This is a genomic window from Pseudoalteromonas sp. SG45-3, from assembly GCF_014164075.1.
Lineage (GTDB): Bacteria > Pseudomonadota > Gammaproteobacteria > Enterobacterales > Alteromonadaceae > Pseudoalteromonas > Pseudoalteromonas distincta.
In genome coordinates, this window is record NZ_JACJEN010000005.1 from 156,935 (window position 1) to 180,483 (window position 23,549).

Annotated in this window: 19 protein-coding genes and 1 riboswitch; of the genes, 5 read left to right on the forward strand and 14 right to left on the reverse strand. The window is 38.5% G+C overall.

Annotation, left to right across the window (positions count from 1 at the left end; genetic code table 11):
- Positions 1 to 20: 20 nt before the first annotated feature.
- The 6 genes from H5126_RS08310 to H5126_RS08335 form a co-directional block, all read right to left on the reverse strand.
- Complete coding sequence (locus H5126_RS08310) at positions 21 to 1,361, reverse strand: SPFH domain-containing protein (protein ID WP_002961828.1); 1,341 nt, start codon at positions 1,359 to 1,361, stop codon at positions 21 to 23.
- A complete protein-coding gene (locus H5126_RS08315) occupies positions 1,354 to 1,692 on the reverse strand; it encodes a hypothetical protein (protein WP_024595217.1) in 339 nt (112 codons plus the stop codon). The genes H5126_RS08310 and H5126_RS08315 overlap by 8 nt, the downstream gene beginning before the upstream one ends.
- Positions 1,693 to 1,928: 236 nt before the next feature.
- Positions 1,929 to 3,416 carry a hypothetical protein gene (locus H5126_RS08320; RefSeq protein ID WP_182721430.1) on the reverse strand — a complete coding sequence of 496 codons (1,488 nt, stop codon included), beginning with the start codon at positions 3,414 to 3,416 and terminating at the stop codon, positions 1,929 to 1,931.
- 591 nt (positions 3,417 to 4,007) lie between these two features.
- Complete coding sequence (locus H5126_RS08325) at positions 4,008 to 7,100, reverse strand: pilus assembly protein (protein WP_182715785.1); 3,093 nt, start codon at positions 7,098 to 7,100, stop codon at positions 4,008 to 4,010.
- Positions 7,101 to 7,655: 555 nt separating this feature from the next.
- Positions 7,656 to 8,066 carry a hypothetical protein gene (locus H5126_RS08330; protein ID WP_004336087.1) on the reverse strand — a complete coding sequence of 137 codons (411 nt, stop codon included), beginning with the start codon at positions 8,064 to 8,066 and terminating at the stop codon, positions 7,656 to 7,658.
- Between the two features lie 513 nt (positions 8,067 to 8,579).
- Complete coding sequence (locus H5126_RS08335) at positions 8,580 to 8,987, reverse strand: hypothetical protein (protein ID WP_002963253.1); 408 nt, start codon at positions 8,985 to 8,987, stop codon at positions 8,580 to 8,582.
- A gap of 378 nt (positions 8,988 to 9,365) precedes the next feature.
- Between H5126_RS08335 and H5126_RS08340 the strand changes: the two genes are divergently transcribed.
- Positions 9,366 to 9,914, forward strand: coding sequence for a hypothetical protein (locus tag H5126_RS08340; protein ID WP_182721429.1), 549 nt, complete (start codon positions 9,366 to 9,368; stop codon positions 9,912 to 9,914).
- 75 nt (positions 9,915 to 9,989) lie between these two features.
- Here H5126_RS08340 and H5126_RS08345 read toward each other — a convergent pair whose 3' ends face one another.
- From H5126_RS08345 to H5126_RS21485, 4 genes are all read right to left on the reverse strand, one after another.
- Positions 9,990 to 11,240 carry a sodium:proton antiporter gene (locus tag H5126_RS08345; RefSeq protein ID WP_182748609.1) on the reverse strand — a complete coding sequence of 417 codons (1,251 nt, stop codon included), beginning with the start codon at positions 11,238 to 11,240 and terminating at the stop codon, positions 9,990 to 9,992.
- A gap of 292 nt (positions 11,241 to 11,532) precedes the next feature.
- Positions 11,533 to 11,940: a hypothetical protein gene (locus tag H5126_RS08350; RefSeq protein ID WP_101162764.1), complete on the reverse strand. Its 408-nt coding sequence runs from the start codon at positions 11,938 to 11,940 to the stop codon at positions 11,533 to 11,535.
- 306 nt (positions 11,941 to 12,246) lie between these two features.
- Entirely contained in the window at positions 12,247 to 12,828 is a 582-nt protein-coding gene (locus H5126_RS08355) for a hypothetical protein (RefSeq protein ID WP_182721523.1), read from the reverse strand.
- A gap of 4 nt (positions 12,829 to 12,832) precedes the next feature.
- Positions 12,833 to 13,384: an AHH domain-containing protein gene (locus H5126_RS21485; RefSeq protein ID WP_310736028.1), complete on the reverse strand. Its 552-nt coding sequence runs from the start codon at positions 13,382 to 13,384 to the stop codon at positions 12,833 to 12,835.
- Positions 13,385 to 13,685: 301 nt separating this feature from the next.
- Between H5126_RS21485 and sbcB the strand changes: the two genes are divergently transcribed.
- A complete protein-coding gene (gene sbcB, locus H5126_RS08365; RefSeq protein WP_182721522.1) occupies positions 13,686 to 15,131 on the forward strand; it encodes an exodeoxyribonuclease I in 1,446 nt (481 codons plus the stop codon).
- Between the two features lie 274 nt (positions 15,132 to 15,405).
- Here the strand turns inward: sbcB and H5126_RS08370 are convergent, their stop codons facing one another.
- The gene (locus H5126_RS08370; RefSeq protein WP_182721499.1) at positions 15,406 to 16,287 is read right to left on the reverse strand and encodes an NAD(P)-dependent oxidoreductase; all 882 of its coding nucleotides are present in this window, start codon (positions 16,285 to 16,287) and stop codon (positions 15,406 to 15,408) included.
- 121 nt (positions 16,288 to 16,408) lie between these two features.
- On the opposite strand from H5126_RS08370, the gene H5126_RS08375 reads away from it, so the two are divergent.
- The gene (locus tag H5126_RS08375; protein ID WP_024595202.1) at positions 16,409 to 16,969 is read left to right on the forward strand and encodes a glutathione peroxidase; all 561 of its coding nucleotides are present in this window, start codon (positions 16,409 to 16,411) and stop codon (positions 16,967 to 16,969) included.
- Between the two features lie 88 nt (positions 16,970 to 17,057).
- The gene (locus H5126_RS08380) at positions 17,058 to 18,038 is read left to right on the forward strand and encodes a 2-hydroxyacid dehydrogenase (RefSeq protein ID WP_182721500.1); all 981 of its coding nucleotides are present in this window, start codon (positions 17,058 to 17,060) and stop codon (positions 18,036 to 18,038) included.
- A gap of 95 nt (positions 18,039 to 18,133) precedes the next feature.
- Here the strand turns inward: H5126_RS08380 and H5126_RS08385 are convergent, their stop codons facing one another.
- Positions 18,134 to 19,456 carry a sodium-dependent transporter gene (locus H5126_RS08385; protein ID WP_182721501.1) on the reverse strand — a complete coding sequence of 441 codons (1,323 nt, stop codon included), beginning with the start codon at positions 19,454 to 19,456 and terminating at the stop codon, positions 18,134 to 18,136.
- 141 nt (positions 19,457 to 19,597) lie between these two features.
- Here H5126_RS08385 and H5126_RS08390 point away from each other — a divergent pair, with 141 nt between their 5' ends.
- Complete coding sequence (locus H5126_RS08390; protein WP_182721502.1) at positions 19,598 to 20,365, forward strand: 4'-phosphopantetheinyl transferase superfamily protein; 768 nt, start codon at positions 19,598 to 19,600, stop codon at positions 20,363 to 20,365.
- 37 nt (positions 20,366 to 20,402) lie between these two features.
- On the opposite strand, the gene lysC is transcribed toward H5126_RS08390, so the two are convergent.
- Positions 20,403 to 21,794, reverse strand: coding sequence for a lysine-sensitive aspartokinase 3 (gene lysC, locus H5126_RS08395; protein ID WP_182758520.1), 1,392 nt, complete (start codon positions 21,792 to 21,794; stop codon positions 20,403 to 20,405).
- A 75-nt stretch (positions 21,795 to 21,869) separates the two neighbouring features.
- Positions 21,870 to 22,042, reverse strand: a riboswitch (Lysine riboswitch).
- Between the two features lie 101 nt (positions 22,043 to 22,143).
- Positions 22,144 to 23,391: a sodium:proton antiporter NhaD gene (gene nhaD, locus H5126_RS08400; protein WP_024595197.1), complete on the reverse strand. Its 1,248-nt coding sequence runs from the start codon at positions 23,389 to 23,391 to the stop codon at positions 22,144 to 22,146.
- Between the last annotated feature and the right edge of the window lie 158 nt (positions 23,392 to 23,549).

Genomic DNA, 23,549 nt, shown 5'->3' on the forward strand with positions numbered 1-23,549 from the left:
TGCAATACTTAACTAATCGTTTATTTTTTCTCTTTTTCTAAACGCTTTTTAAGACTTAATGCAGCATCGGCGGCTAATAAACGCATAAATTCAGAGCCATTACTTTGCTCGCCTTGGCCTGCGCCTATTACAATTTCAGGCACTAAACGGCTATTACCTAAGCTTGTAAATAAAGCGGTTTGAATTTTAACTTCTGCTTTTAGTGTTTCATCAAATACATACTTTGGATCAAGTGCAGCAGACTTAGCTCTTAAACGAGCCTCAGCTAAAACGTCCATACCTAATGCTTCTAAACGTTGTTGCTTTAGAATCTCTTCTTGCTCTTTCGCAAGCTCCGCTTTTACAGCCACTCGTTGCTGCGCAGAAATAATGGCATTTGCCTTAATTCGTTCAGCATCAATTTGCTCTTTTATTTTTAGCTTTTCAGATTCAGCACGTTGCTTAGCAATTGCTTGTTCACCTAAAGCCACTTCAGTACGCGCTTGTTGCTCTGCTTTTTTAAGGTTTTGACGCGCTAGCGCTTCATCAGCAGCAGCCTGCTTTTGGGCTTCAAGGCGAGCATTTACTTTGCTTTCGTAGTCAATATCAATAATGCTGGCATCAACTACTGTAATACCGTAAGCGCCTAAAATGGGTGCGTTACGCAGTGTATTACCCTCATCATCCATTTTAATATTAATAGTGACACGTTGCTGTTTACTTAAATTACCTAAGTCGTCAGATTTATCGCGCTCACCTGTACTAATAATTTGCTCAGTAACAAAAATACCGTTGGTTAATTGATCTGCAAAATCTTGGCTTAATTGACCATTACCACCAGAGTAATGTTGCTCTACCGACATCATTCGCGCCGACGCTTTTACATTTTCGGTGGTTGCACGCATTAATAAATTAGATATTAATGTTTCTTGTGAACCAAACTCTTCGTGTATTTTAAGTAAACCACGTAGAGCACCCGACTCTGCTGCTGGTACATTGCCTGGTAATCTAAAACGAGAGACACCTCGTGCGCCACCTGTTGTGGTATCTAAAAATCGAATTGGTATTAGCGGTACAATTGCGCTTGCTGTTGCACCGGCATCGCCCGTAAAGTTAATCGAAATTACTTTTTTATAAGCAGATGTACTACCAAACGCTTTTAAGTAAGGGCCGGCTTGATTTATTACGGTTAAGTTACCTGTAAAAGCCGATTGATGTACTAAACGCTCATCTGCTTCATTCCACGAAACAACTTGCGATGTAAGGGTTGCTATCACTACCAATACAACAACAATTGATGACACTATAATTACATTACGACGACCAAATCGACTCATAAATGAGTCACTTTTTACTGCTGGGACTGCTTTTTCGCTATCCATTTTTATTACTCTCCATGTTTAATTTCTTTTTAACAAAGTAAATAATTTCCTGTTCACTCAAATGTGCGCAAAAGCTACCAGAGCGATGTAACTCAACAAATGTTGCAAGGATTTCTTCTTTACCTTTAGCTGTTTTATCTTGGTTTTCTTGTGTTTGATTTTTTTCTGTTAGTTGAGTGATTAGTTCATCAACTATCGTGTCTTTATCAAACAGTACGTTGTATTCCTTGGATTTTCTTACCCGACTTTTATGTACGTTGCTGTAAATTACATAAAGTGCAACGCATAAAATAATAACAAGTAAACTTAACCCTATAATATAAAAAATCATAAGCTCTACTTAAATTAGTTTAAATACTTAATGAGCAATAACAATTGTAAGCATCACTTAACAAATGTTAACCCAGTAATTTTACAGTAAACCCGAGTAAAAAACAGATTAAAAATAAAGTTCATCAGGTATACAGTTATAACCGCACATAAAAGTAAGCTTTTTCAAACAAAAAAATGCCAGTCAGTTATTAACTGACTGGCATTAAACTAATATTTATTAAAGTGCTTTTTACATTATTCGCATTGCACCCAGTCAACACCATTTTCACTGCACTCATGCAGCATTGTTCCATCTTCTCGGCGGGTATCTCTAAACCATTGCCCTTCAATTGTTTTAATAATACGTACGTTGTCTGTGGTTTTGTATTTACGCCAAAAGCTAGCATCAATAGATGTTTCGTCATCAAACTCATAGGGCATAGCAGCGAGTACGGTCACTAAATCTTGAGTTTCTAAGTCAGTAGCTTTGTCTTTAACATTTACCCAATCAGATAATGTTTGAAAGTCGGCATTTTCCTCTCTAAAGGCAAAGTCAGTTTGGTAAAACGATCCTGACTCAGTATAGCTAATGCTAAAACCTCGCTCGAACGGTGTATCTAAATTAGCACTAACGCATTCATCTGCTGTTGGGAAGTTAACCGATGGGCTAGTATTAGCAACGCCATAAAGCACATTGCTTTGCTCAAAACTAACGTTCTCAATGCTAGAGCATCGGTAAGTACGATCGGCGTTAATGTAAACATCGTCTCTAACTGTTAATTTTCCATTTAACGATTCTTCGCCCCAAGGCGTATCTGTTGAATCCAATCGAGACAAAATAACGTCAATTTTGTCGAGTTCGTCTGTATTTTGAAGCTTTACTTGCTCATAAATAAGTTCAGCGCCTGCAAAAATAACTTTGTCGCGGTACCATGCATTTTCAAACCCATACTCTGCATCTTTTGCTGTGTCTTGGTAAATCACTGCTCTTACTTCTTCTGCATCAGGATACTGAGCATCTAGCTCTTGCTTGAATTTATAGGCCGCTTTTAGTCCCTTAACAATTGCTTGTGCTCTGTCGTAAGCATCGCTGTCGTTAGTAGCGATAAAATCTGAGTAAATTTGCTCTGTCGACAAATTATAATGCGCAACCAAGTTTTGCATTACGTTTGTTATTTCGCTTTGAAGGTTTGCAAGTAACTCAGTATTTTCTTTAAGTGCATCACAACTTAAATTATTGTTACCACTTTTTTGGAATTGCAGGCTCAACTGCTCCCAAATAACGGTTGTTAAAGGTGATATATTTCGAATATCTTCATCAGTTAAAGCCTCAATTGAGGGTGGAAATGACATTTGATACGCTTGTGTTACCTCCCCTAAATCCTCGTCAATTGCGCCAACTGGTACATCAACATACATAGTTGAATACGGCACACACAGCGCCTGCTCTTCTGTAAAATTAAAACTATAATTACCCGATTCTTCAGAGACTACAGAAGGTTCTGATTGCTCATCAAAAGTACCATCGCCATCAATATCCAGCCATACTATTGCACCAGATACATAACCATCAATAACCTTTCCTGTAAGAGAGATAGTGTTAACTTCTACGGGGTCTACTTTTATAGGATCTGGCTTAGCTATAACTGGCTCTACAACGGCCGCTTTATCACCGCCACCACATCCAACAAGGCCTAGCGTAAACGCTAATGAAATAGCTAACTGACTTTTTTTAAAAAACATACAAAGACTTCCTTTTTTGCACTTTAATTATTATTAAAAATCATATTGTTATAAATTAAATAAGTTACTTTAATACAAAATAAGTAATGCCAATCTGCTTATATATGGGTTCTAGTTAACGTTAAGAAATTACGCTAGAACGAGGCAAAAATTTTTGTATCTAGTTGTTCTAAATAAAATTTTAACGACGTTATAGTGCAATTTAATTTGTTAAATTACTCAAAGATTTATGCAGGTTGGTATAAATTTAAACAACAGAAATTTATTGAATTTTTATGGGGGGATGGCAACAAGTTAACATGCCCTGTACCTATATAGTGACACAGCATGTTATATTTAGCTCTTACATTTGTTAATTAAATATAACAAATGCCAGCTATTATTAACCAATATGGACTACAGGCACCCAATCTAAAGGGCTTGAGTGATAGGCAGTATTTTGTAAATGAATGTGTATTATACATGAGTTGGTTTAGAGCCCTTCGAAAACTCTAAACCAATTATATAAGCAAACCATTAGCATTTTTGATTTGCTCTTAAAATTGAAAAGCCACCTAACTAAGGTGGCTTATGTTTATTGCATTGTGTTTTTTAAAGTGCCTGAGTATCGTTTTCTTCGCGTTTATAAATATATGTTTGTTGGGTTTTAAAGCCAAAACCAATTGGTTCAGCGCCATTTACTAGCTTAACTTTTCCACCTTCAACATTTAAATTTGGCCCAAGTATTTCAATAGCTTTTATCGGCTTATCAGAACCTTTAACCCCAGGGCCTATTAAATAAAACTGACTAACTTGCGTTACATCCGTTGCATCATCCCAATCGCACTTACCATCCGCATCATTATCTGCACACGACGGGCCTTCCCCAAAAAATAGTTTCGGTGTATCTGGTACATCATTACTTGTTGCAAATTTCACATCGTCATAAACCTTCGTTCCATAATGCAAATGAAAGGCATAAAGCGAACCACCGCCACCCGTTAACGAACATTGGTTTTGTGTTGATGATGAAGATGCAGGCGTAAAGGAAGTAAAGTACGCAACCCCACCAACGACTGTTGCTGCAGCAAGAGACTTTTCACCCGTCCCTAATTCGTATCGCCACCCTTTAAATTCGGCTAACTTAACTTCAAGATTAACAAATTTATCAACGTCATCAAGTGCGTTACCAAATGGGTCTTCATTCATTTTCATTAAATCATCTGGCACTATTGGGGCTGGAAATTCAGTAAATATTTTTGTTAGGGTGTTTTCATCACGGATCATATACAACTGATCTTGCTCATTAGTAGCAAGTGGGTTTGAACGATTTCCGCTACCTATAACTATTGCGTCGTACGGGGTATCTAAACGGGTGGTGATCATTTCACCACCATAATTGGTTTTAGTAACTTTACTAAACAGCGTTCTAGCAACTAATGGTTTGTAAAAAAAACGTCTGTCTTGCGACGCTAATGTACTGCCAAGCTCTGCAAGTTTAAAATGGGTAATATCACCTTCATCTTCACTAGGAATATCTACTCGCCAAATATTACCGCCAGTATCTGTTGCATAAATTCGGTCGATATACCCGTCGTAATCTGAATCAAGCGTAGTTACATCCGCTGCAATACTGTGCTCTCCGGTAAAACCATGTTCATCTGGAGTCAGCGCCCATACCTTTTCGCCAGTTTTAGCATTAACAATGTAGATACCTAGTCCGGTTTCATCTGTTGTTCTAATCGCATTATCTTTGTTTGTATCGTAGCCTGCGCCAAATATTAGCAATGGATCCTCACCAAAGGCTTTAATGTATGCAATTTGAGGCTTAGACCATGTTTGCGCTAAATATTTAAATTCTTCTGAGCCACCAACAATAGGCTTATTCCATAATTTTTTAGGTTCGTTAGGATCACTTATATCAAGCGCGTAGTAATTTTTACCGCCTCTGCGCATACCTGCAAATGCCCACACTTCATCACCATCACTTGCTCTAATAACACCATCGTTTAACCCTTCGCTATTTGAGCCTTTATTATTAAAGAACACACTTATAGGCCCATCCATGCCATACACTTTTGTATTTGCAAGATTACTACGCAAAGCAGGAATGTTTTTTAATAAGGCTGCAGGTGTAAAAGCCCACTTTTCTTCAACAGTATCGCCTTTGTCTTCAAACATATGTAAAAAGCCGGCATTAGTACCAACAAGTATGTGAATACTTCCATCGCCGTAATCTATAGATACCGGCTTTGAATGCAAAGGGTCGCCAAAAATATTGATTCGCTGATCTACTGATGAGTTATCACCATCTTCATTGTCAACATCAACCCCTCGTGCCCAGCTAATATCACTCTCCTGTAAAGTTAGCCCGATATTAGGAATCAAATCAGGGGCAAGATCGGTAACTGTACCTGTCGCTAAATTTAAAATGGTTTGTACTTTATCAAAAGTAAAATCAATAATACTGCCCGTTTTATCTATGTAGATTTTACGGCTATCAGGGTCTAAAGTTGATAAAAGTAAATTTACGCCACCCTGGGCTACTAAATTCCCATCTGCAGGCTTATTAGTTGGCAGCCAAAATGTTCGCGCTTTCTCATCAATTAACCCATTTTCATCAAGGGCTATTTGATCAGTTGAATCGACTATATTTGCGCCTGACACTTTTAGCTTTTTTAAATTCCCGCTCCAACGTGCGCCTGTTTCTGGGTAAAACATCGCAAAGTAAATTGACTCTCGGCTACGTGTTTGGTCAACATTATTACTTGCTACCGTAGGTGATGAAAAACTATCGTTAACTTCGCGTATTTTCGATATTGTATTATTAAGCGCTTCAGAAAGTTCAGTTGATGTATCTGCATGTAAGTACTCGCCGCCGCCCAATAAAGCGGTTTTTTCTAATAACTTTTTACCATTTGTACTCATGCCACTACCAAAACCGATAGTAAAAACGCGTCCGGTATCAGCAACCTCTGGCGTAGTATCGTACAAGTCAACTTCAACATCTCTTGTACCATGTATTATCTGAGCTAAAGCGGCTAGATAACTATTACTTGTTTTAGAAGGATTTGAGCCAAAAGTAGATTTGTATAATGATTTGATATCATCGTTTCGGTTAGTATCACTTTGAGGATCACCGTCAGTCATCAAAATTAAATTGATTGAATTATCACAACGTACATCGGCACCAACTGCTTGGGTAAATGGTGATATGTATCGAGAGTTATTGTCGTAATATAGCGAACCAGTTTCAGCAGAAAAATCCCGCTCATTTGAGTTTTGTCCGTAGTACACTTTCTGACCTGTTAGATACAAGTAGGCTTCCCATAGGGTTTCTGTAACTGGGGTACTACCAGCCGCTGGTAAACTGTGAATTTGGCTTAAAATTGTAGAATGGGGAGATCCAAGACCTGCCATAATATAGCCGCCATTATCATTTTTAAAACGCATCAAACCAAAATCGATAGAGCTATTATCAGTAACCAACTGACTCATTGCACTGATGCCGGCATCTACTTTTCTAATACCGTTGGGTAAAAAGTTTTTCATACTTCCAGATGTATCAAAAACAATGATTACACGTGGTTTTTCGTCGGTTTCAACATTATGGTTTACGTATAGCTCTATATCTTCAGCAAATACAGAAAGGCTAATACCCACCCCGAATAACAAGGCAGCTATTTTTTTTAGTTTAAATTGCATTTTTAAATCCCTTTATTTGCGCTTTTTATTTTTATTGCGCAAGTTAATAACTACTCTATTCCCTGTTTAATTTTTAGTAAGATTGAGGTGGGACTAAAAATAAAACAAAAGTCATATCTAGCTATTCATCACAAAACAGTGATTAGCATCCACGTGGCGTCAATGCTATAAAATATATATTACTTCGATTTTTAAATAAAAACAGACTAAAGTCAAAGACATTAGGTTTTATTATCAATTAAAAACAACAGCTTAAATAAAACAATCCCGTTTTACTGCACAGTTGAATCATGCTAAAAAACTATATTTTTACCTATGTTTCTATATTTATAGATCTATGTTTTAGGTAACAAGTACTTACCAATATAAATTAGTAACGTAAGACTCTAAAAATCACCTTTAAAAACACTATTATTCAGTAAAACTGTTTTATTAAAAGAAGTGTGTTTATAGGTAACTACGGTTATTCAAACATACAAAAAAGCCCATATTAGGTGCTACCTAATATGGGCTTTTATACTCTCGCTAAATTATAAGCGCTTGATACAAGCATTCTTATAAAGATAACTCTTTTTTAGCGCGAGTTAAGTTATGTGTTACAAGTGAGTTTTTAGAAATTTGAACCGCTTCATATAAATCAGAAATACCAGCAGTGTCTTTTTGAGCCTTAATACGTGCTACACCACGGTTACTTAATGCAAACGATGTAAGTTCACGTACTTTTAAACGCGGACCATGGCTTTGCTTAAGCAATGCAATTGCTTGTGTACAAATAGCTTCTGCTTCTTCGTAGTTTCTTGCTTCAACATTTAAAGCACAGCTATTAAATGACTTTTCAAATGCGGGTGCTGCAGTTACAGAGTCTTCAATAACCATTAATTTATAATCACCTTGATTAGCCATTGCAGCAGCTGAGCAAGTTAATAATGAGCCAAGAGCGATGGTTTTTAAAAGTGTAAATTTCATGATTATATTCCTAATTAATTAAGTCGTACTTGTTGCCGACAACTAAACTTTAGAGTGTTAGCTCAATTACCACAAACGATAAAAACAAACCTAATAAGTGAATAAATCTAACCTATAGACTTTAGTCTAACACTTGTAAAAATACTTAGTAATTACAATTAGTTAAAAACCATGAAAATCACTAAACAATAAATAGCAAAATACATTTTTTTATTTTTTAATAATACCAATTCGCTTAATTAAGTGATCTATTTTGAGGATGGAAAAACGTGTTGATAGCTAGGCAAAAAATTCGCTATTTGGTTGTTCTAAATGAGAATTTTTTAACGCAGGTAGCGACACGTTTAGCCCCGCAAAATGATTAAGTATTATTGCGGGTTGGTATAACACAATACAAAGTTAATAAGCACGAAAAAGCCGATATTGAGGTTTAACCCAACATCGGCTTTTTTACTCTCGCTATTTTATATCATGCTTTAGTAAGCGCTTTATAAAACACGTTATAAAGGTTTTTTATAACGATAATTCTTCTTTAGCGCGAGTTAAGTTGTGCGATACCATTGAGCTGTTAGACAATTTTGATGCCTCGTATAAATCAGCAAGTGCAGCTGTATCGTTATGCGCTTTTAAACGTGCAACACCACGGTTGCTTAATGCAAATGACGTAAGTTGGCGTACTTTAAATTTAGGGCCATCTGCGTCTTTTAAAAGTGCGATTGCTTTAGTACAAATTGCTTCAGCCTCAGCGTAATTTTTTGACTTAACATTCAATGCGCAGCTATTAAATGATTGCTCAAGTGGCTGTGGCGCTGTTGCAGTTTCAATAACCATTAATTTGTAATCACTTTGATCAGCCATTGCAGCAGCTGAACATGTTAATAGTGAGCTAAGAGCGATAGTTTTGATAAGTGTAAATTTCATGATTAATTTCCTGTAAGTTAAGTCGTACTTGTTGCCGACAACTGAACTTTAGAGAATTAACACAACTCCGACAAACGATTAAAACAAACCTAATAAGTGAAGAAAATTAACCTATAGACCTTAGTCTAATACGTTTAAACTTTTTCTATATATTTAAACAACTTACGCACCAACAATCGTGCCTAAAATCGCTACTTTACGTTTTAAAATGTATATAATTATTTATGCTTTTTTTTAGTTGGTTTTATTTTAAACACCTTACTTTGGCATAGCTGAGTAACTATCAAACAAATTTATACATTTAATTACATGCAATACTAAGTCATGTATTTATAATTACAGCTCTGGTAACTTTTCATCATTAATGGGTTAACTTTTTTGAAACACATACTTTCTCTTTTTGTTTTATTAAGCACGCTTTTATCATTTAGCCAAAATGTTAACGCAAGGCTTTTGCTCGGTAATGACATGCCTAACACCGGTATGTTTATAAAATCAGAATTTAATGGCGATAGCAGCATTACATCTGCGGGTGTAGAAATGATGGTCAAACAAAGTTACAGTAACTTTGGTGTTGTTTTTACCAGCGCAATTGGCGCGGCAGTAATCGATAATAAACAAGGCGAGCAAGAAGAATTTATAACGTGGGACAATGGCATGAAGCTTGGTTATTTTAATGACTTTTTTATATACGCCGAGCTTGGCTTAGATCTGCTCGAACTCGCCTTTAAAAACGATAGAGGCGATAACACCTACCAAATAGAAAAATCGAACAACGACATAGACGGTTACGCAGGTATAGGAGCGGGTTATCACTTTAAGCCATTTAAAATAGAAGTATTTACTCGAGCACGCCAAATAGATGGCGACTACTGGGAAGCACAAGAACATATTTACAGCGGTGTGCAGCTCAGCTTTACGTTTTAATTGCCCTTTTTTTTATAAGAAAAATAAAAGGCGTGTGAAATACAGCTATTTCACACGCCTTTTAAAAAATTATATTTAACGGATAGTTTTGGCTACTTTACCAATACTCAAACCCTGAATTAAAATAGAAAACACCACAACCGCATAAGTGAGAGCCAATAAAATATCGCGCTCGTTCCCATCAGGTAGTTGCAATACCAGTGCAACCGAAATACCACCACGCAAGCCACCCCAGGTTAAAACTTTCCACGCACCAGATGGCAACTCTAATTGCTTATTAAATGTAGTGGTTGTTATACCCACAACAATTAAACGTGCGAGTAACGCGATAAAAATAGTTAAGCCACCAGCAATAAACAAATTACTCGAAAATGCAATCATGACGACTTCAAGCCCTATGAGTACAAATAAAATGGCATTTAAAATTTCGTCAATCAGTTCCCAAAATAAATCAACGTAATGGCGTGTCTTGTCGCTCATAGCCATACTACGACCATGATTGCCCACCATTAACCCCATCATTACCATTGCAAGTGGGCCTGACAAATGCCAATGGCTTGCAAGTGCATAACCACCAATAACGCCCGCTAAAGTAAGTAGTACTTCTTCTTGGTAACTATCAATACTTTTAAGTAAGTAATATAAAATACCACCTAATACCAAACCAAAAACAATACCGCCACCGGCTTCAACCGCCAGCGTGTGTGCTACATAATAAGTTGTAGGAATATCACCACTTGATAAAACACCCAATAAAAGCACAAAAATAACCACGCCTATACCATCGTTAAACAACGATTCACCTGCAATCACGGTTTCAATACTTTTAGGCGCCCCCGCAGATTGTAAAATTCCCATTACCGCAATCGGATCGGTTGGCGAAATTAATGCGCCAAACAGTAAACACCAAATAAATGCTAAATCAAAACCAAGCAAAGGAAGCACTAAATAAAGCGCACCAGCAATAATAACCGTTGATAGCAACGTACCAACACAGGCCAAAATACCTATTGGCAATTTATAGCGCCTTAAATCGCTAACATTTACATGTAGCGCCCCAGCAAAAAGTAGCATAGAGAGCATGCCATCGAGCAAAACTTCAGTAAAATCTAACTGATCGAGCAAGCTCACTTCGTAATCTATAAGATCATCAAACCCTAAAAAGCCCAAAAATATAGCGCCGATAGATAAAAGCATCGAAATAACCATAACGCCAATGGTTGTCGGCAAGCCAATAAAGCGATGGTTTACATAGGTGAGTAACGCGGTAATTGATAAAAATATCGCACTTATTTCAAGTACGCTTAGGCTGGTTCCTGGTGCCATGGTTTAAATCTCAATATTTATTTAATGATGCCTTGCTCAAAATAAGCAAAGCAGAAGGGTTATTATTTTTATACGGTTATCTCGCATTATATTCGTGTAGCCTAAACAAGCATACCCAAAATATTAATTATAAATACACACCCTACTCTGTTAACGTATTTAAAGTATTAACTCACGCGTTAAATAAAACAAAAAAACCCATGTTAGGAATTAACCTAACATGGGTTTTTTTACTCTCGCTATTTTATAACATGCTTTTGGTAAGCACTTTATAAAAGCGTTTATAAAGTGCTTATAAAGAAAGCTCTTCTTTAGCGCGAGTTAAGTTGTGCGATACCATTGTACTTGTCGACATTTGGTTTGCTTCGTATAAATCAGCAAGGCCAGCAGTGTCGTTGTTCGCTTTTAAACGTGCAACACCACGGTTGCTTAATGCGAATGACGTAAGTTGGCGCACTTTAAATTTAGGGCCATCTGCGTCTTTTAAAAGCGCAATTGCTTTAGTACAAATTGCTTCAGCCTCAGCGTAATTTTTTGACTTAACATTCAGTGCACAGCTATTAAATGATTGCTCAAGTGGCTGTGGCGCTGTTGCAGTTTCAATAACCATTAATTTGTAATCACTTTGCTCAGCCATTGCAGCAGCTGAACATGTAAGTAGTGAGCTAAGAGCGATAGTTTTGATAAGAGTAAGTTTCATGGTCGTAGTCCTGTTGGTTAAGCCGTGCTTGTTGCCGACAACTGAACTTTAGAGAATTAACACAAAATCGACAAACGATTAAAACAAACCTAATAAGTGAAGAAAATTAACTTATAGACTTTAGTCTAATGCCAAATTACTAATTTACAAAAGTTTAAGAACCTTATTTTTAGTTGGGTTATCAGTGATGCTGAAAACCATACAAGTACCTTTAATGACATGGACCAAATAGGTTAATGGATTAGTTTACTTAAGAAGTAAACTAATCAGCAATCATAACAGCCCGCTAGTTTTGGGATAGCGTATTTACATTATATTAACTTCTGTAAATTTTAGGCCTTTTAAATTATGGCTTTTAACCAAGTCATATAAGCCCCCTTCTTCATCCGTACAAAAGGTAAATATTCCAGCTCCTTTCACTTTAAACAACCCACCGTGTTTTATAGCATTTTTGCTTAAAGCGAGTTTTTTAAAGCGCCTGATTCTATTTACACGACCATTCTTCATGTTCAACTCTGTGTGCTCTTGGTTAATTGCGTCTTGTTGCTCTAGAATATTTAACGCGAACCATTCTTCACCATTAAGATTTAGTGGTAAAAATTCACAGCATTCTCTAAGTGTTGGCTCAAACATACCTTTTAAAGGTGCTGGAATTACGAAAGCCATTGCTCCCCAGCCTGCTACATCGGGTTTATTAGTAGGAGTTTCACCTTCGACTATTAACCAATCAACATCTACAACACGCCAGTCATCACCTTTTGAGTTGCCGTTAAAAGTATAAATATCGTTGCTTGTTAACTGTATTGACTGCTCGAACATTGTTTCTTGTAACAGCAAATATTCACCAGCATCAACGCTAACAGCATAAACTTTATTAAATTCTTTCATTTAATTACCTTGGTATCATATTTGATAATTCTTCATGTAGTGGGAAATCACCGCTTTGTAATTCGTCGCTAATATCTCTAAGTAACTCTATTACACCTGTGCGCCCTAAACCTTCAGCTATAGTATCGGTAAGTAAAGCTTCTACGTTTAAGAAATATTCGCTTGTGTGGGTTTTTGTATGTGCTTCAGCCTTAGGCATTGCATCCATTGGAGTATGTTTAGCAAATCTAGGAAGAAATACTCCATTTGCTTCATGGTCAATATCGATTCCAAAGCCTGCTAGTCTAAGCCTAGCCTTTGAAGCTCGGGGATCGTCCCAAGCGACTATATGGTGAGCCGCCATATTTTCACCTCTTTCCCTAACTGCTGCAATCATATTTCTACTTAGTTTAATACTGTGCCGCTTATTATGCTCCCACCGTACATGCCTACTAAGTATTAAGTCATCTTTACTTATAAGCCCTTTTTTATAACGTGCTGAATCAATAATTTCGCCTCGATAGTAAATAGCATATTGAGTAGCTTGGTTTTTAGCAATTGAGGGATTACCAGTCACGGTGAGAAGGTCTTGCTCTAACTATTGAACGGTTACGTACTCTTTTGTATTAGAAGGCATGCTAAATTTATTCCTTTAAAATGATTTTAATACTCCTGCTTAAATAGTGTCATTTTGGTAACTAAATGCAATATGGGAACAAAACTCAAGCTTGACGTATTATTCCAAAGTTCCGTGAACATCATTTCTCACCCAAACCTATAAACTCCCTCGCCCATATGCCATAATCTAAATAATTCATTATTTTAGTAACTTGGCGCGTATTTAGGCGCTTTTAAGTTAACTACTCAGGGTTTTCAGCATGGCATATCAAGAGCAAAATCAAGCAACAATCTATTGGCACGACTACGAGACTTGGGGGGCGAGCCCTCAAAAGGATAAGCCGAGCCAATTTGCGGGTATTCGTACCGATCTTGATTTAAATATAATTGGCGAGCCGCTTATTGAATATTGTAAGCCGCAAGCGGATTACTTGCCTCACCCTGAGGCATGTTTAATTACGGGTATTACGCCACAAGTGGCGATGAAAAAAGGCCTGGTTGAAGCTGAGTTTATAGCAAAAATTCATGCCGAATTTAGCGTGCCAAACACCTGTGTTGCGGGTTACAACAGTATTCGGTTTGATGACGAAGTAAGCCGTTATAGCTTTTACCGTAACTTTTACGACCCGTACGAGCGCGAATATAAAAATAACAATAGTCGCTGGGATATTATTGATTTAGTACGCGCTTGCTATGCGCTTCGCCCTGAAGGGATTGAATGGCCGTTAAAAGAAGACGGCAGCCCAAGCTTTAAGCTAGAGCATTTAACGGTAGCCAATGGTATTGAACACGCCGCAGCGCACGATGCGCTAAGCGACGTAACCGCCACTATTGCATTGGGTAAGCTAATAAAAGAAAAACAGCCAAAGCTATATAACTTCTTTTTTGGTTTGCGTGGCAAAAAAGCCCTTGCTGAATTGGTTGATGTATTTAACATGACGCCGCTGGTGCATACCACGTCGCGCATACCTGCAACACAAGGCTGTACAAGCTGGGTTGCACCAATGAGCTTTCATCCGGTAAATAAAAACGCGGTTATTTGTTTTGATTTAACCCAAAGCCCGCAAGTACTCATTGATTTAAACGTAGAAGAATTACGCAAACGTTTATACACCAAACGTGTAGATTTAGCCGAGGGTGAATTACCTGTTGGCTTAAAACTAGTGCATTTAAACAAGTGCCCTATTTTAGCCCCAGCTAAAACGTTATTGCCTGAAAACGCCACCCGCCTAGGGATTAACCGCGAGCAGTGCTTAGCTAACTTAGCTATTTTAAAAGCCAATACCGACCTTCGTGATAAAGTAACCGAAGTGTTTAACGAGCAAGGCGATTACAGTGCAACTACTAACGTTGACTACTTACTTTACGATGGTTTTACAAGCCATGCCGATAAAGCTAAATTTGCGATTATTCGTGATGCAAAACCAGATGAGTTAGCTGGGTTGAAGTTAGACTTTGAAGATAAAAAGTTTAATACATTGTTGTTTAGATACCGCGCCCGTAACTGGCCTGAAACGCTAAACCAGCAAGAGCTTGACCAATGGCGCCAGTATTGCCAAAACAAGCTAATGCACGGGGAAGATCAACCATCAATTAACGCGCAAGATTTTATGATCACCCTTGAAAACCTAGCGCATGAACATGACGACAGCGAAAAAAATCTTACAATTTTAAAGGCGCTGTATAACTACGCTCAAAGCATGTAATTTGCTTTAAGTTTGTTTATATAACGCATTAAAAACGCGACGCTTTAGCAATAAAGCGTCGCGTTTTTGTTTATAAATATCTGTACCACTTAAAACAAAGCAAAATCTATTTCACAAAGAGAAGCGAATGAGGAGTAAATGAGAAAATATAAAGACCAACAACAATCTTTTTATCTATCACTGCCTCTAAAAGCGCAGCGCCTCATAACCTCTTTGTGAATAAGTCACTTTACGGGCTTTGCCCGTCACGCAAGCAAGCTTCGCGTCTACAGCGTTACTTTTTATGTAGCGCTTCAATGCGTGCTAGTAAGCTTGAGGTGTCGTATCTGCCGCCGCCAAGTGCTTGTACGTCGGCGTAATATTGATCGACCGTTGCGGTCATTGGTAAAGTAGCGCCATTGTTTTTAGCTTCATCGAGTGCAATGCCTAAATCTTTACGCATCCAATCTACGGCAAAACCAAATTCATATTCACCCGCCCACATTGTTTTGTAGCGGTTTTCCATTTGCCACGAACCGGCTGCACCTTTAGAAATGGTTTCTATAACTTTTTCGCCATCAAGCCCAGCTTGCTTGGCAAAATGTAAGCCTTCGGCTAAACCTTGCACTACACCAGCAATACAAATTTGATTAACCATTTTACAAAGTTGTCCCGAGCCAACGCCGCCTAGTAATTGGCTAAAACGACTAAACGCCGCCATAACTGGCTGCACTTTAGCAAATACGGCTTCGCTGCCACCCGCCATAACCGTTAATACGCCGTTTTCGGCGCCAGCTTGTCCGCCCGATACAGGCGCATCTATAAAGTCGATATTTTGCAGAGCCGCTTTTGCAGCCACTTCACGTGCTACTTCAGCAGAGGTTGTGGTGTGATCAACCAAAACAGTGTGCGGCAGCATGCCCGCTAACACGCCGTCGTCGCCATACACTACTGAGCGTAAGTCGTCATCGTTACCAACACACATAAATACAATGTCGGCATTGTTGGCAGCTTCGCGCGGGGTTGGTGCAAAGCTTCCTGAATGTTCTGCAGTCCACGTTTGAGCTTTAGCTTGAGTGCGGTTATAAACGCATACGCTGTGCCCTGCTTTTGCTAAATGCCCCGCCATTGGGTAACCCATTACGCCTAAACCTATAAATGCGACTTTCATTGACATAAAAATGACCTATTTAACTGATAACTTAGAAACTAGACCTCGATTATGTCAACCGGTCGATAAAAAAGCGAATGAAAGTCTTTATAAAATTTCCTTAACGGGAAAGGTAAGTAGGTAACCTATGGACAGTATTTATCAATTTAATGCACCACTTTATAACAGCGAAAATTTTCCTCTTAGCCAGTTACAGGGCAAAACCGTCCTTATTGTTAATACAGCGAGTAAGTGTAATTTTTCGGTGCAATTAAACGCACTCGAAAAGCTCTACCAGCAATACAAAAGCAATGGTTTTACTGTGCTAGCGTTTCCGTGTAACCAGTTTGGCCAAAATGAGCCGCTTGATAATTTAGCCATAAAAGACTTTTACCAAGATCAATTTAATATCTCGTTTGAGGTATTTGGTAAGGTAATGGTAAACGGGCCAGAAACACATCCGTTGTTTAATTATTTAAAGTCGCATACGCGGGGTATTTCGCAAAATCGTGCAATTAAGTGGAATTTCACTAAGTTTTTAATTAACTCACAAGGGCAACTTGTTGCACGCTATGCACCGCGTACTAAGCCCGAAACACTTAAACAAGTAATAGAAAGCAACTTACTGCAAGCTGCAAAGTTAAGCGCTGCAAGAGGTGGTAAAAAGGTAGCATCAAAAATACCTTTGTTTACGCCAGCTAAGGCTTAATTTAAATCAATAAAATGCGTGTTACTAAAGCACAGGTTTATAAAGTAGTTTATTGTATTGATACTTATTAAGCGTCGAGGCTATTACCATGAACATTGCTTTTTTTAGTACTCAAAAGTACGAACTGCCTTTTTTTGAACAAAGTACACGCGATCACAGCGCTATAAAAATAACGTATTTTGAGCAAGCCCTGAGCGAACAAACGGCCATTTTAACAAACGGGTTTGATGCCATATGCGTGTTTGTTAACGACACCGTAAACGCCGCCGTTATTGAGCAACTGGCAAGCCAAGGTATAAAAACTATTTTGCTGCGCTGCGCGGGCTTTAACAATGTTGATTTACCTGCAGCAAAAGCACACAAAATTAAAGTATTACGCGTACCGGCTTACAGCCCAGAAGCAGTAGCCGAGCATTGTATTGCACTTATGCTAACACTTAGCCGTAAAACCCATAAAGCGTATAACCGCGTACGCGAAGACAATTTTGATTTAAACGGATTGCTTGGTTTTAACTTGCACAATAAAACCGTGGGTATTGTAGGTTGCGGTAAAATTGGCCTTGCGCTGTGTAACATTTTAAATGGCTTTGGCGCTAAAGTATTAGTGTGCGACCCATACGCGCAACCTGGCAATTATACAATTACCGATATAGACACCTTGCTTAGCCAAAGCGATGTGATTTCTTTGCATTGCCCATTAACGGAACAAACTCATCATCTAATAGATGATGAGGCATTTAGTAAAATGAAAACCGGCGTTATGCTCATTAACACTTCTCGCGGTGCACTGCTTAACAGCAAAGCGTGCATTAATGCACTTAAAACTAAAAAATTAGGGTATCTAGGGCTCGACGTTTACGAGCAAGAGTCGGAGCTGTTTTTTAAAAACCACAGTGACGAAATAAACCAAGACGATATATTTTCGCGCTTAGTGAGCTTTAAAAATGTATTAGTAACGGGGCATCAGGGCTTTTTTACCCAAGAAGCACTCACCGAGATAGCAAACACAACCCTACTTAACGCGCTTGAAGTAAGTGAAGATAGGCCTTTAACTAATGAGGTTTTATAAAATTTTTGGCTATACCTAAATTTTAGGCATAAAAAAAGCGAAGTGCGCTTAAAACTCACTTCGCTTTATTAATTTATTTTAGGGTTTAAATAAAATTAACCAAAGGCAACGTTTGCAAATACCAAGGTCATTAATATTGGGCAAACAAAACGAATATACTGAGCAAACCAGTAATGTACGCCTGTTGTTGCTTGATGTAATTTATTACCACGCTGCCACATCCAACCTACCGTAATAAAGTAAAATAAACCCATAAGCGGTAATTGGTATTGAGTAAATAGCATAATGACTAAGCCAAATAACCAATCAAAATTTAGTATAATTGCGCTTGCACACACAAGTACAACGGCGCTCACTGCCCACGTTGCTTTGGTGCGACTAACGTTATGGTTTTCGACTAAAAACGCTACCGGAATTTCAGTCGTCGATATAGTTGACGTAACCGATGCGATAGACATTAATACAAAAAATAATAAACCAACTAATAAACCAATTTCGCCCATGGTGCTAAATAGCTCAGGTAAAATAGCAAAAATTAGCTGCCCTTCACCAATCAGTTTACCACCACTAAATACTTCAACACCGTTGTGCTGCGCCACATAAATAGCAGGAATAATGAGTAATCCCGCTAAAAAAGCAACGCCAGTATCAAGTAGTGCAACACCGGCGGTGAGCTTTGGTAAATTAGCATCTGGCTGTAAATACGAGCCGTAAATCATCATACAGCCCACACCTAGTGAGAGCGAAAAGAACGCTTGCCCCATTGCGGCAATAATTAAATTAGGGTCGAGTATTTGGCTAAAATCAGGAATTAAATATGCGGCAAAGCCTTCACTTGCGCCATCGAGTGTTGCAATGTAAGCAATTAAACCAACAAGCAATACGAGCAGCAGTGGCATTAAACGGCGCGACCACGTTTCGATTCCCGACTTAACACCTTTTAAAATAATACTGGCAGTTAAAATAAGCATAAGCGGCGTAAATACAAAATTACGCAGCACTGAGTCGCTATGTAAAAATTCGCTTGCGCCTGTAAAACCTAAAAATGTGGTTATGGGCTCAATAGCATAGGAGAGCATCCACCCTGCTACTATTGAGTAAAAGCTGAGCATGACAACTGCGCCTGCAAGGCCTATGTAACCGGCTGCTGCACCTACTTTACGGTTAGTGCTTTGCCATGCATCGCCCAATGCTTTTACCGGGTTAGCTTGTGCTTTGTGACCTAAATAAAGTTCGGTATACAGCGCAGGAAGCGCAAGTAAAAATATAACAATAAAATAAACCAGTAAAAAAGCACCGCCGCCATGGTTGGCCGCTTGCGTAGGAAAACCCCAAATATTACCCAAACCCACTGCTGCGCCAGCAGCGGCTAAAACAAAACCAAGTCGGCTTTGAAACCCATCACGCACTTGTGCCATACATCTACAAATCTGTTATTATTTTGATTATTGTGAATTAAACCATATTTCATGCCAGCTGAGTAATAAAATTGTACCCAGCCTTTATTAGTGGCGTTAACCGCTCACAATATCAGCGACTTCTTTTGCTTTAGGGCTTTTATGACTGAACACTTTTTTAAAAACGCCTTGAGTATTACTTCAACTCAATTGGCAAATTTGTCTTTTGCGAGTAACAGTATTTTATTATTTAATGCTAAAACACTTGAGCTTAGTGACTTTAATTTGCCCGATTGCTTAAGCCCATTTGAATTAACTATTATAAACCGCCGTAAAAGCCCACAAGCTAAGCAAGAGTATTTAGCAACGCGGTTATTGTTAAAACACCTTATTAAAGTAACGCAGCCACAACATGCGCACGTAGCCCTTAATAAAATGAGTACCGAATTTGACGAAGCAAGCTCAAAGCTGCAAATACATGTAAGTGGTGATGTTATAAATACCTGTATTTCACACTCGCATGGTTTAGTTGGGGTCGCACTAAATTTTGATAAAAGTGAGTTTGGTTTTGATATTGAAAAAGTAAGCCTAAAGCGCCCATTTGAAAAGCTCGCTAAGCATTTTTATCATAATGATGAAATTACACTTATCACCAAGCCCACTAATACCCAAGCCCAAGCAGATACGTTTTTTAGAATTTGGACATTAAAAGAGTCATTTGCTAAAGCCACCAGCCGCCCTATTGCAAAGTTACTTAGCCCTAATGTGTTTGACGAATTACATAGTGCAAAGCTGAGTGCTTGCAGTAATCGCGTTACTGTAGCTGATAGCAATGACAGTAATGTTTGTTTTGATGTGAGTGTGGTGCATAAAAAAAGCATCGACTGGCGATGCTTTTTATTAAATGACTTTATTAATCAATTTTGTTAAGTGATTTTACTGGGTAATTTTCCTGAATAACCGTTATTTACGCAGCAAAATCATTTTCTAATAAACGGCTATGAATAGACTGTACTACGTTATCTGACTCAGTTTGCTCTACTAAAAAGCACAGGTTGTGCTTACTAGCACCGTGACAAATTAATCGAATGTTAAAGTCTTTTAGTACACTCATTAAGTTCATTTCGTGTTGGCGTAATTGAATCTCAGAGCCAATAAGTGCCACCAATGTTAGGTTGTTTTCTACCGAAACATGGCAAAACTCTGCAAGCTTATCTAGGCATTTTTGATCAAGCTCTGGGCGCGAGGCGTTTTGCGCGTTATCAAGCGTTATAGCCACACTGATTTCTGATGTAGTTACCAAATCTACCGATATATTGTATTCACTTAATAGTGTAAATACGCGTGCTAAAAAGCCGCTTGCTAGTAGCATTTCTGGGCTTTTAAGCGTAAGCAATATTTGGTTTTTACGTTGGGTTACTGCGCGTATACCTGGTTGCTGCGATTTTTCGCGCTCAATCCACGTACCGCCACGCTCTGGCTCGCGGCTAGAACCTACAAACACGTTAATGTGGCTACGACTCGCTGGTAAAATAGTTGCTGGGTGTAATACTTTTGCGCCAAAGGTTGCCATTTCAGCGGCTTCGTCAAAACTTAAGCGTGCAATAGGCGTCGCTTTTGCGCACAAACGCGGGTCGGTGCTAAAAATGCCCACTACGTCGGTCCAAATATGCACACTTTTAGCGTTAATCGCTTCAGCTAGTAATGCAGCGCTGTAGTCTGAACCACCACGTCCTAGCGTTGTGGTGTGACCGTATTCGTCACTACCAATAAATCCCTGAGTTACAATTACTTGAGCGTCTAATAACGGAATTAAATGCTCTTTAGCAGCTTGCGCTGTGGCTGCAACATTGGGCGTTGCTTTACCAAATTGGCTGTCGGTTTTAAGCACCTTGCGCACATCAAAGCGATCGGCATTTAAACCTTGTAAACGCAGTACCTGAGCAAACAAATACGACGATAAACGCTCACCAAAGCTAAGTAGCTCGTCGTGTTGCTGATCGGTTGTTAGTGGCTCTTGAGCCAATGTTTGAAATGCTTTTAGGGTTTCGTTAAAGCCAACCGCTAAATCGGCATCTAGCGATAATTCATCTATAATAGTTTGTTGAATAGCAAGCACGCCATTTATGTGTTCTTGGCGCTCACTAGGAGTAATGCTTGATTTACACAGTGCAACTAAGTGATTAGTTACGCCGGCACTGGCGCTCACGGCAACAATACGTACGCTTTTATCTGCAACAATAATTTCGCTACAGCGACTCATCGCTTCAAAATTTGCAACACTTGTTCCACCAAATTTGGCAACGATGTAATCTGATTTTGCGCCTGATACTGTTTGTGGCACTGATTGGGTAGTCATTTAGTCTCCTTTCGCGGTATCCAAACCGCAATAAAACAAGAAGAACTTGGCAAAGGAATGCTTGAAGATAAGTCCACTGCCAGAAGCTCTCCACCTATATTGGTGACAGTTTTGAGGATTCAGCCCCATAAACCGAAAAACAATGACGACGTACCATTATTTCCCTCGGCGAGTACTTCCCTCCTTAATGATCATCGGCTTTCGTCGCCTAACATTAAGTACCTAAGTATCGCACCTCTTCTGAATGCTTTATTAACCAGTGGCTAATAAAACAAAACCCCACTAAGTAGCGGGGCTTTGAAAGTTATCGTTTAGACGTCTAGCTGTCAAGCATTTAATAATTTATGAGTTAAATAAAACTGCCCATGTAATACGAGCCCGCATATCCAACCGTGTAACAAATTAATAAATGCAGCGATAAACGCAAGTAGCTCATAAAGGTAAGCGCTTTAACTTTACTCATGGCAATAATGCCCGCAGCCGAACCAATAATAAGCATTGAACCGCCCACACCCGTTGCATACGTAAACGACAACCAATGTTGTTGGCTCATTACTATATTGGCTTTTAATAATGCAGCGGTAAGCGGTACGTTATCGACCCCAGCTGATAATATGCCCATTAAGTAGTTTGCGTATTCTGGTGCCATTACCGTGTATAGATCGGTAAATTTACTCAACATACCAATTTCTTTAAGTGCACCTACAAGTAAAAGTACGCCTACAAAAAACAATAATGTGTCGTATTCTATATCGCGAACAAAATCGATTATGTCTTTGTTTATGTCTTTTTTACGCATTAAAAATTGCGCCACTAAAAACATCACTGATAAGCCAAACAAAAAGGTTAATAGAGGCGGTACGCTGTAAATTACACTCAGCGTAAGTGTGCTCACTACGGTAGATAAAAATATAACAGCAATGGTTATGTCGGTTTTTTCAATGCGGGTTTTACCTGCACTAGCAAACTCAACACGCCCTTTCATACCTATAGACAGTAACGCGGCAAGCAGCATAACGCTTGCAAGTGCTGGCGCTATAAGTAGTAATAAATGAGCAATGGTTACTTTGCCATCTAAAAATATCATTAGTGTGGTTACGTCACCTGTTATTAGCGATACCCCACCTGAGTTAACTCCAAACACAATAAGCGTGGCGTATTTAATGAGTTTTTTAGGTTCAAGCTTTAACGACATAACAACCGCAAGCGATATAAGCGTCGCTGTTACGTTATCTGAAATCGACGAAAACAAAAACGCAAAACCACCCACCAAAAACATGAGCTTTTTTTCGCTAATACTTTTTGGCATAACACGGTGCACAATATTTTCTATAAACCCCTTTGAATTTAAATACGCGACAAAGGTCATTGCAGCCATTAAAAATAGCCATAGCGAGGCAATTTCTAAAATATTTTCATTTAAAAGATGTTGAATCGTATCGGGGCTTTGCCCGTGTAGGGGGTATATAAAAAGAAGAATCCAGCAAAGCGTACCAAAAAACAGCGTGGTTTTAGCTTTATTGACATGGATTATATCTTCTATAACGATCAGTAAAAATGCAATCGCTATCAGGGTTAGAATAATCGAGGAAACCATGGTAGTTAAACAACCTTTGATATAGTTTTAAAGAACACACAAATAACATTCCATTTCATGTGCCTATTTTCGGCGCGAATTTTAGCACTGCCTCTATGCAAAAACTATTATTAAATGGTCTTAAAAACGAATACTATATACAAACAAGATTAATTAAA

Coding starts and splice junctions, on each gene's coding strand:
- H5126_RS08310 (WP_002961828.1), bottom strand. CDS start 1,361: ATGGATAGCGAAAAAGCAGTCCCAGCAGTAAAAAGTGACTCATTTATG.
- H5126_RS08315 (WP_024595217.1), bottom strand. CDS start 1,692: ATGATTTTTTATATTATAGGGTTAAGTTTACTTGTTATTATTTTATGC.
- H5126_RS08320 (WP_182721430.1), bottom strand. CDS start 3,416: ATGTTTTTTAAAAAAAGTCAGTTAGCTATTTCATTAGCGTTTACGCTA.
- H5126_RS08325 (WP_182715785.1), bottom strand. CDS start 7,100: ATGCAATTTAAACTAAAAAAAATAGCTGCCTTGTTATTCGGGGTGGGT.
- H5126_RS08330 (WP_004336087.1), bottom strand. CDS start 8,066: ATGAAATTTACACTTTTAAAAACCATCGCTCTTGGCTCATTATTAACT.
- H5126_RS08335 (WP_002963253.1), bottom strand. CDS start 8,987: ATGAAATTTACACTTATCAAAACTATCGCTCTTAGCTCACTATTAACA.
- H5126_RS08345 (WP_182748609.1), bottom strand. CDS start 11,240: ATGGCACCAGGAACCAGCCTAAGCGTACTTGAAATAAGTGCGATATTT.
- H5126_RS08350 (WP_101162764.1), bottom strand. CDS start 11,940: ATGAAACTTACTCTTATCAAAACTATCGCTCTTAGCTCACTACTTACA.
- H5126_RS08355 (WP_182721523.1), bottom strand. CDS start 12,828: ATGAAAGAATTTAATAAAGTTTATGCTGTTAGCGTTGATGCTGGTGAA.
- sbcB (WP_182721522.1), top strand. CDS start 13,686: ATGGCATATCAAGAGCAAAATCAAGCAACAATCTATTGGCACGACTAC.
- H5126_RS08370 (WP_182721499.1), bottom strand. CDS start 16,287: ATGTCAATGAAAGTCGCATTTATAGGTTTAGGCGTAATGGGTTACCCA.
- H5126_RS08375 (WP_024595202.1), top strand. CDS start 16,409: ATGGACAGTATTTATCAATTTAATGCACCACTTTATAACAGCGAAAAT.
- H5126_RS08380 (WP_182721500.1), top strand. CDS start 17,058: ATGAACATTGCTTTTTTTAGTACTCAAAAGTACGAACTGCCTTTTTTT.
- H5126_RS08385 (WP_182721501.1), bottom strand. CDS start 19,456: ATGGCACAAGTGCGTGATGGGTTTCAAAGCCGACTTGGTTTTGTTTTA.
- H5126_RS08390 (WP_182721502.1), top strand. CDS start 19,598: ATGACTGAACACTTTTTTAAAAACGCCTTGAGTATTACTTCAACTCAA.
- lysC (WP_182758520.1), bottom strand. CDS start 21,794: ATGACTACCCAATCAGTGCCACAAACAGTATCAGGCGCAAAATCAGAT.
- nhaD (WP_024595197.1), bottom strand. CDS start 23,391: ATGGTTTCCTCGATTATTCTAACCCTGATAGCGATTGCATTTTTACTG.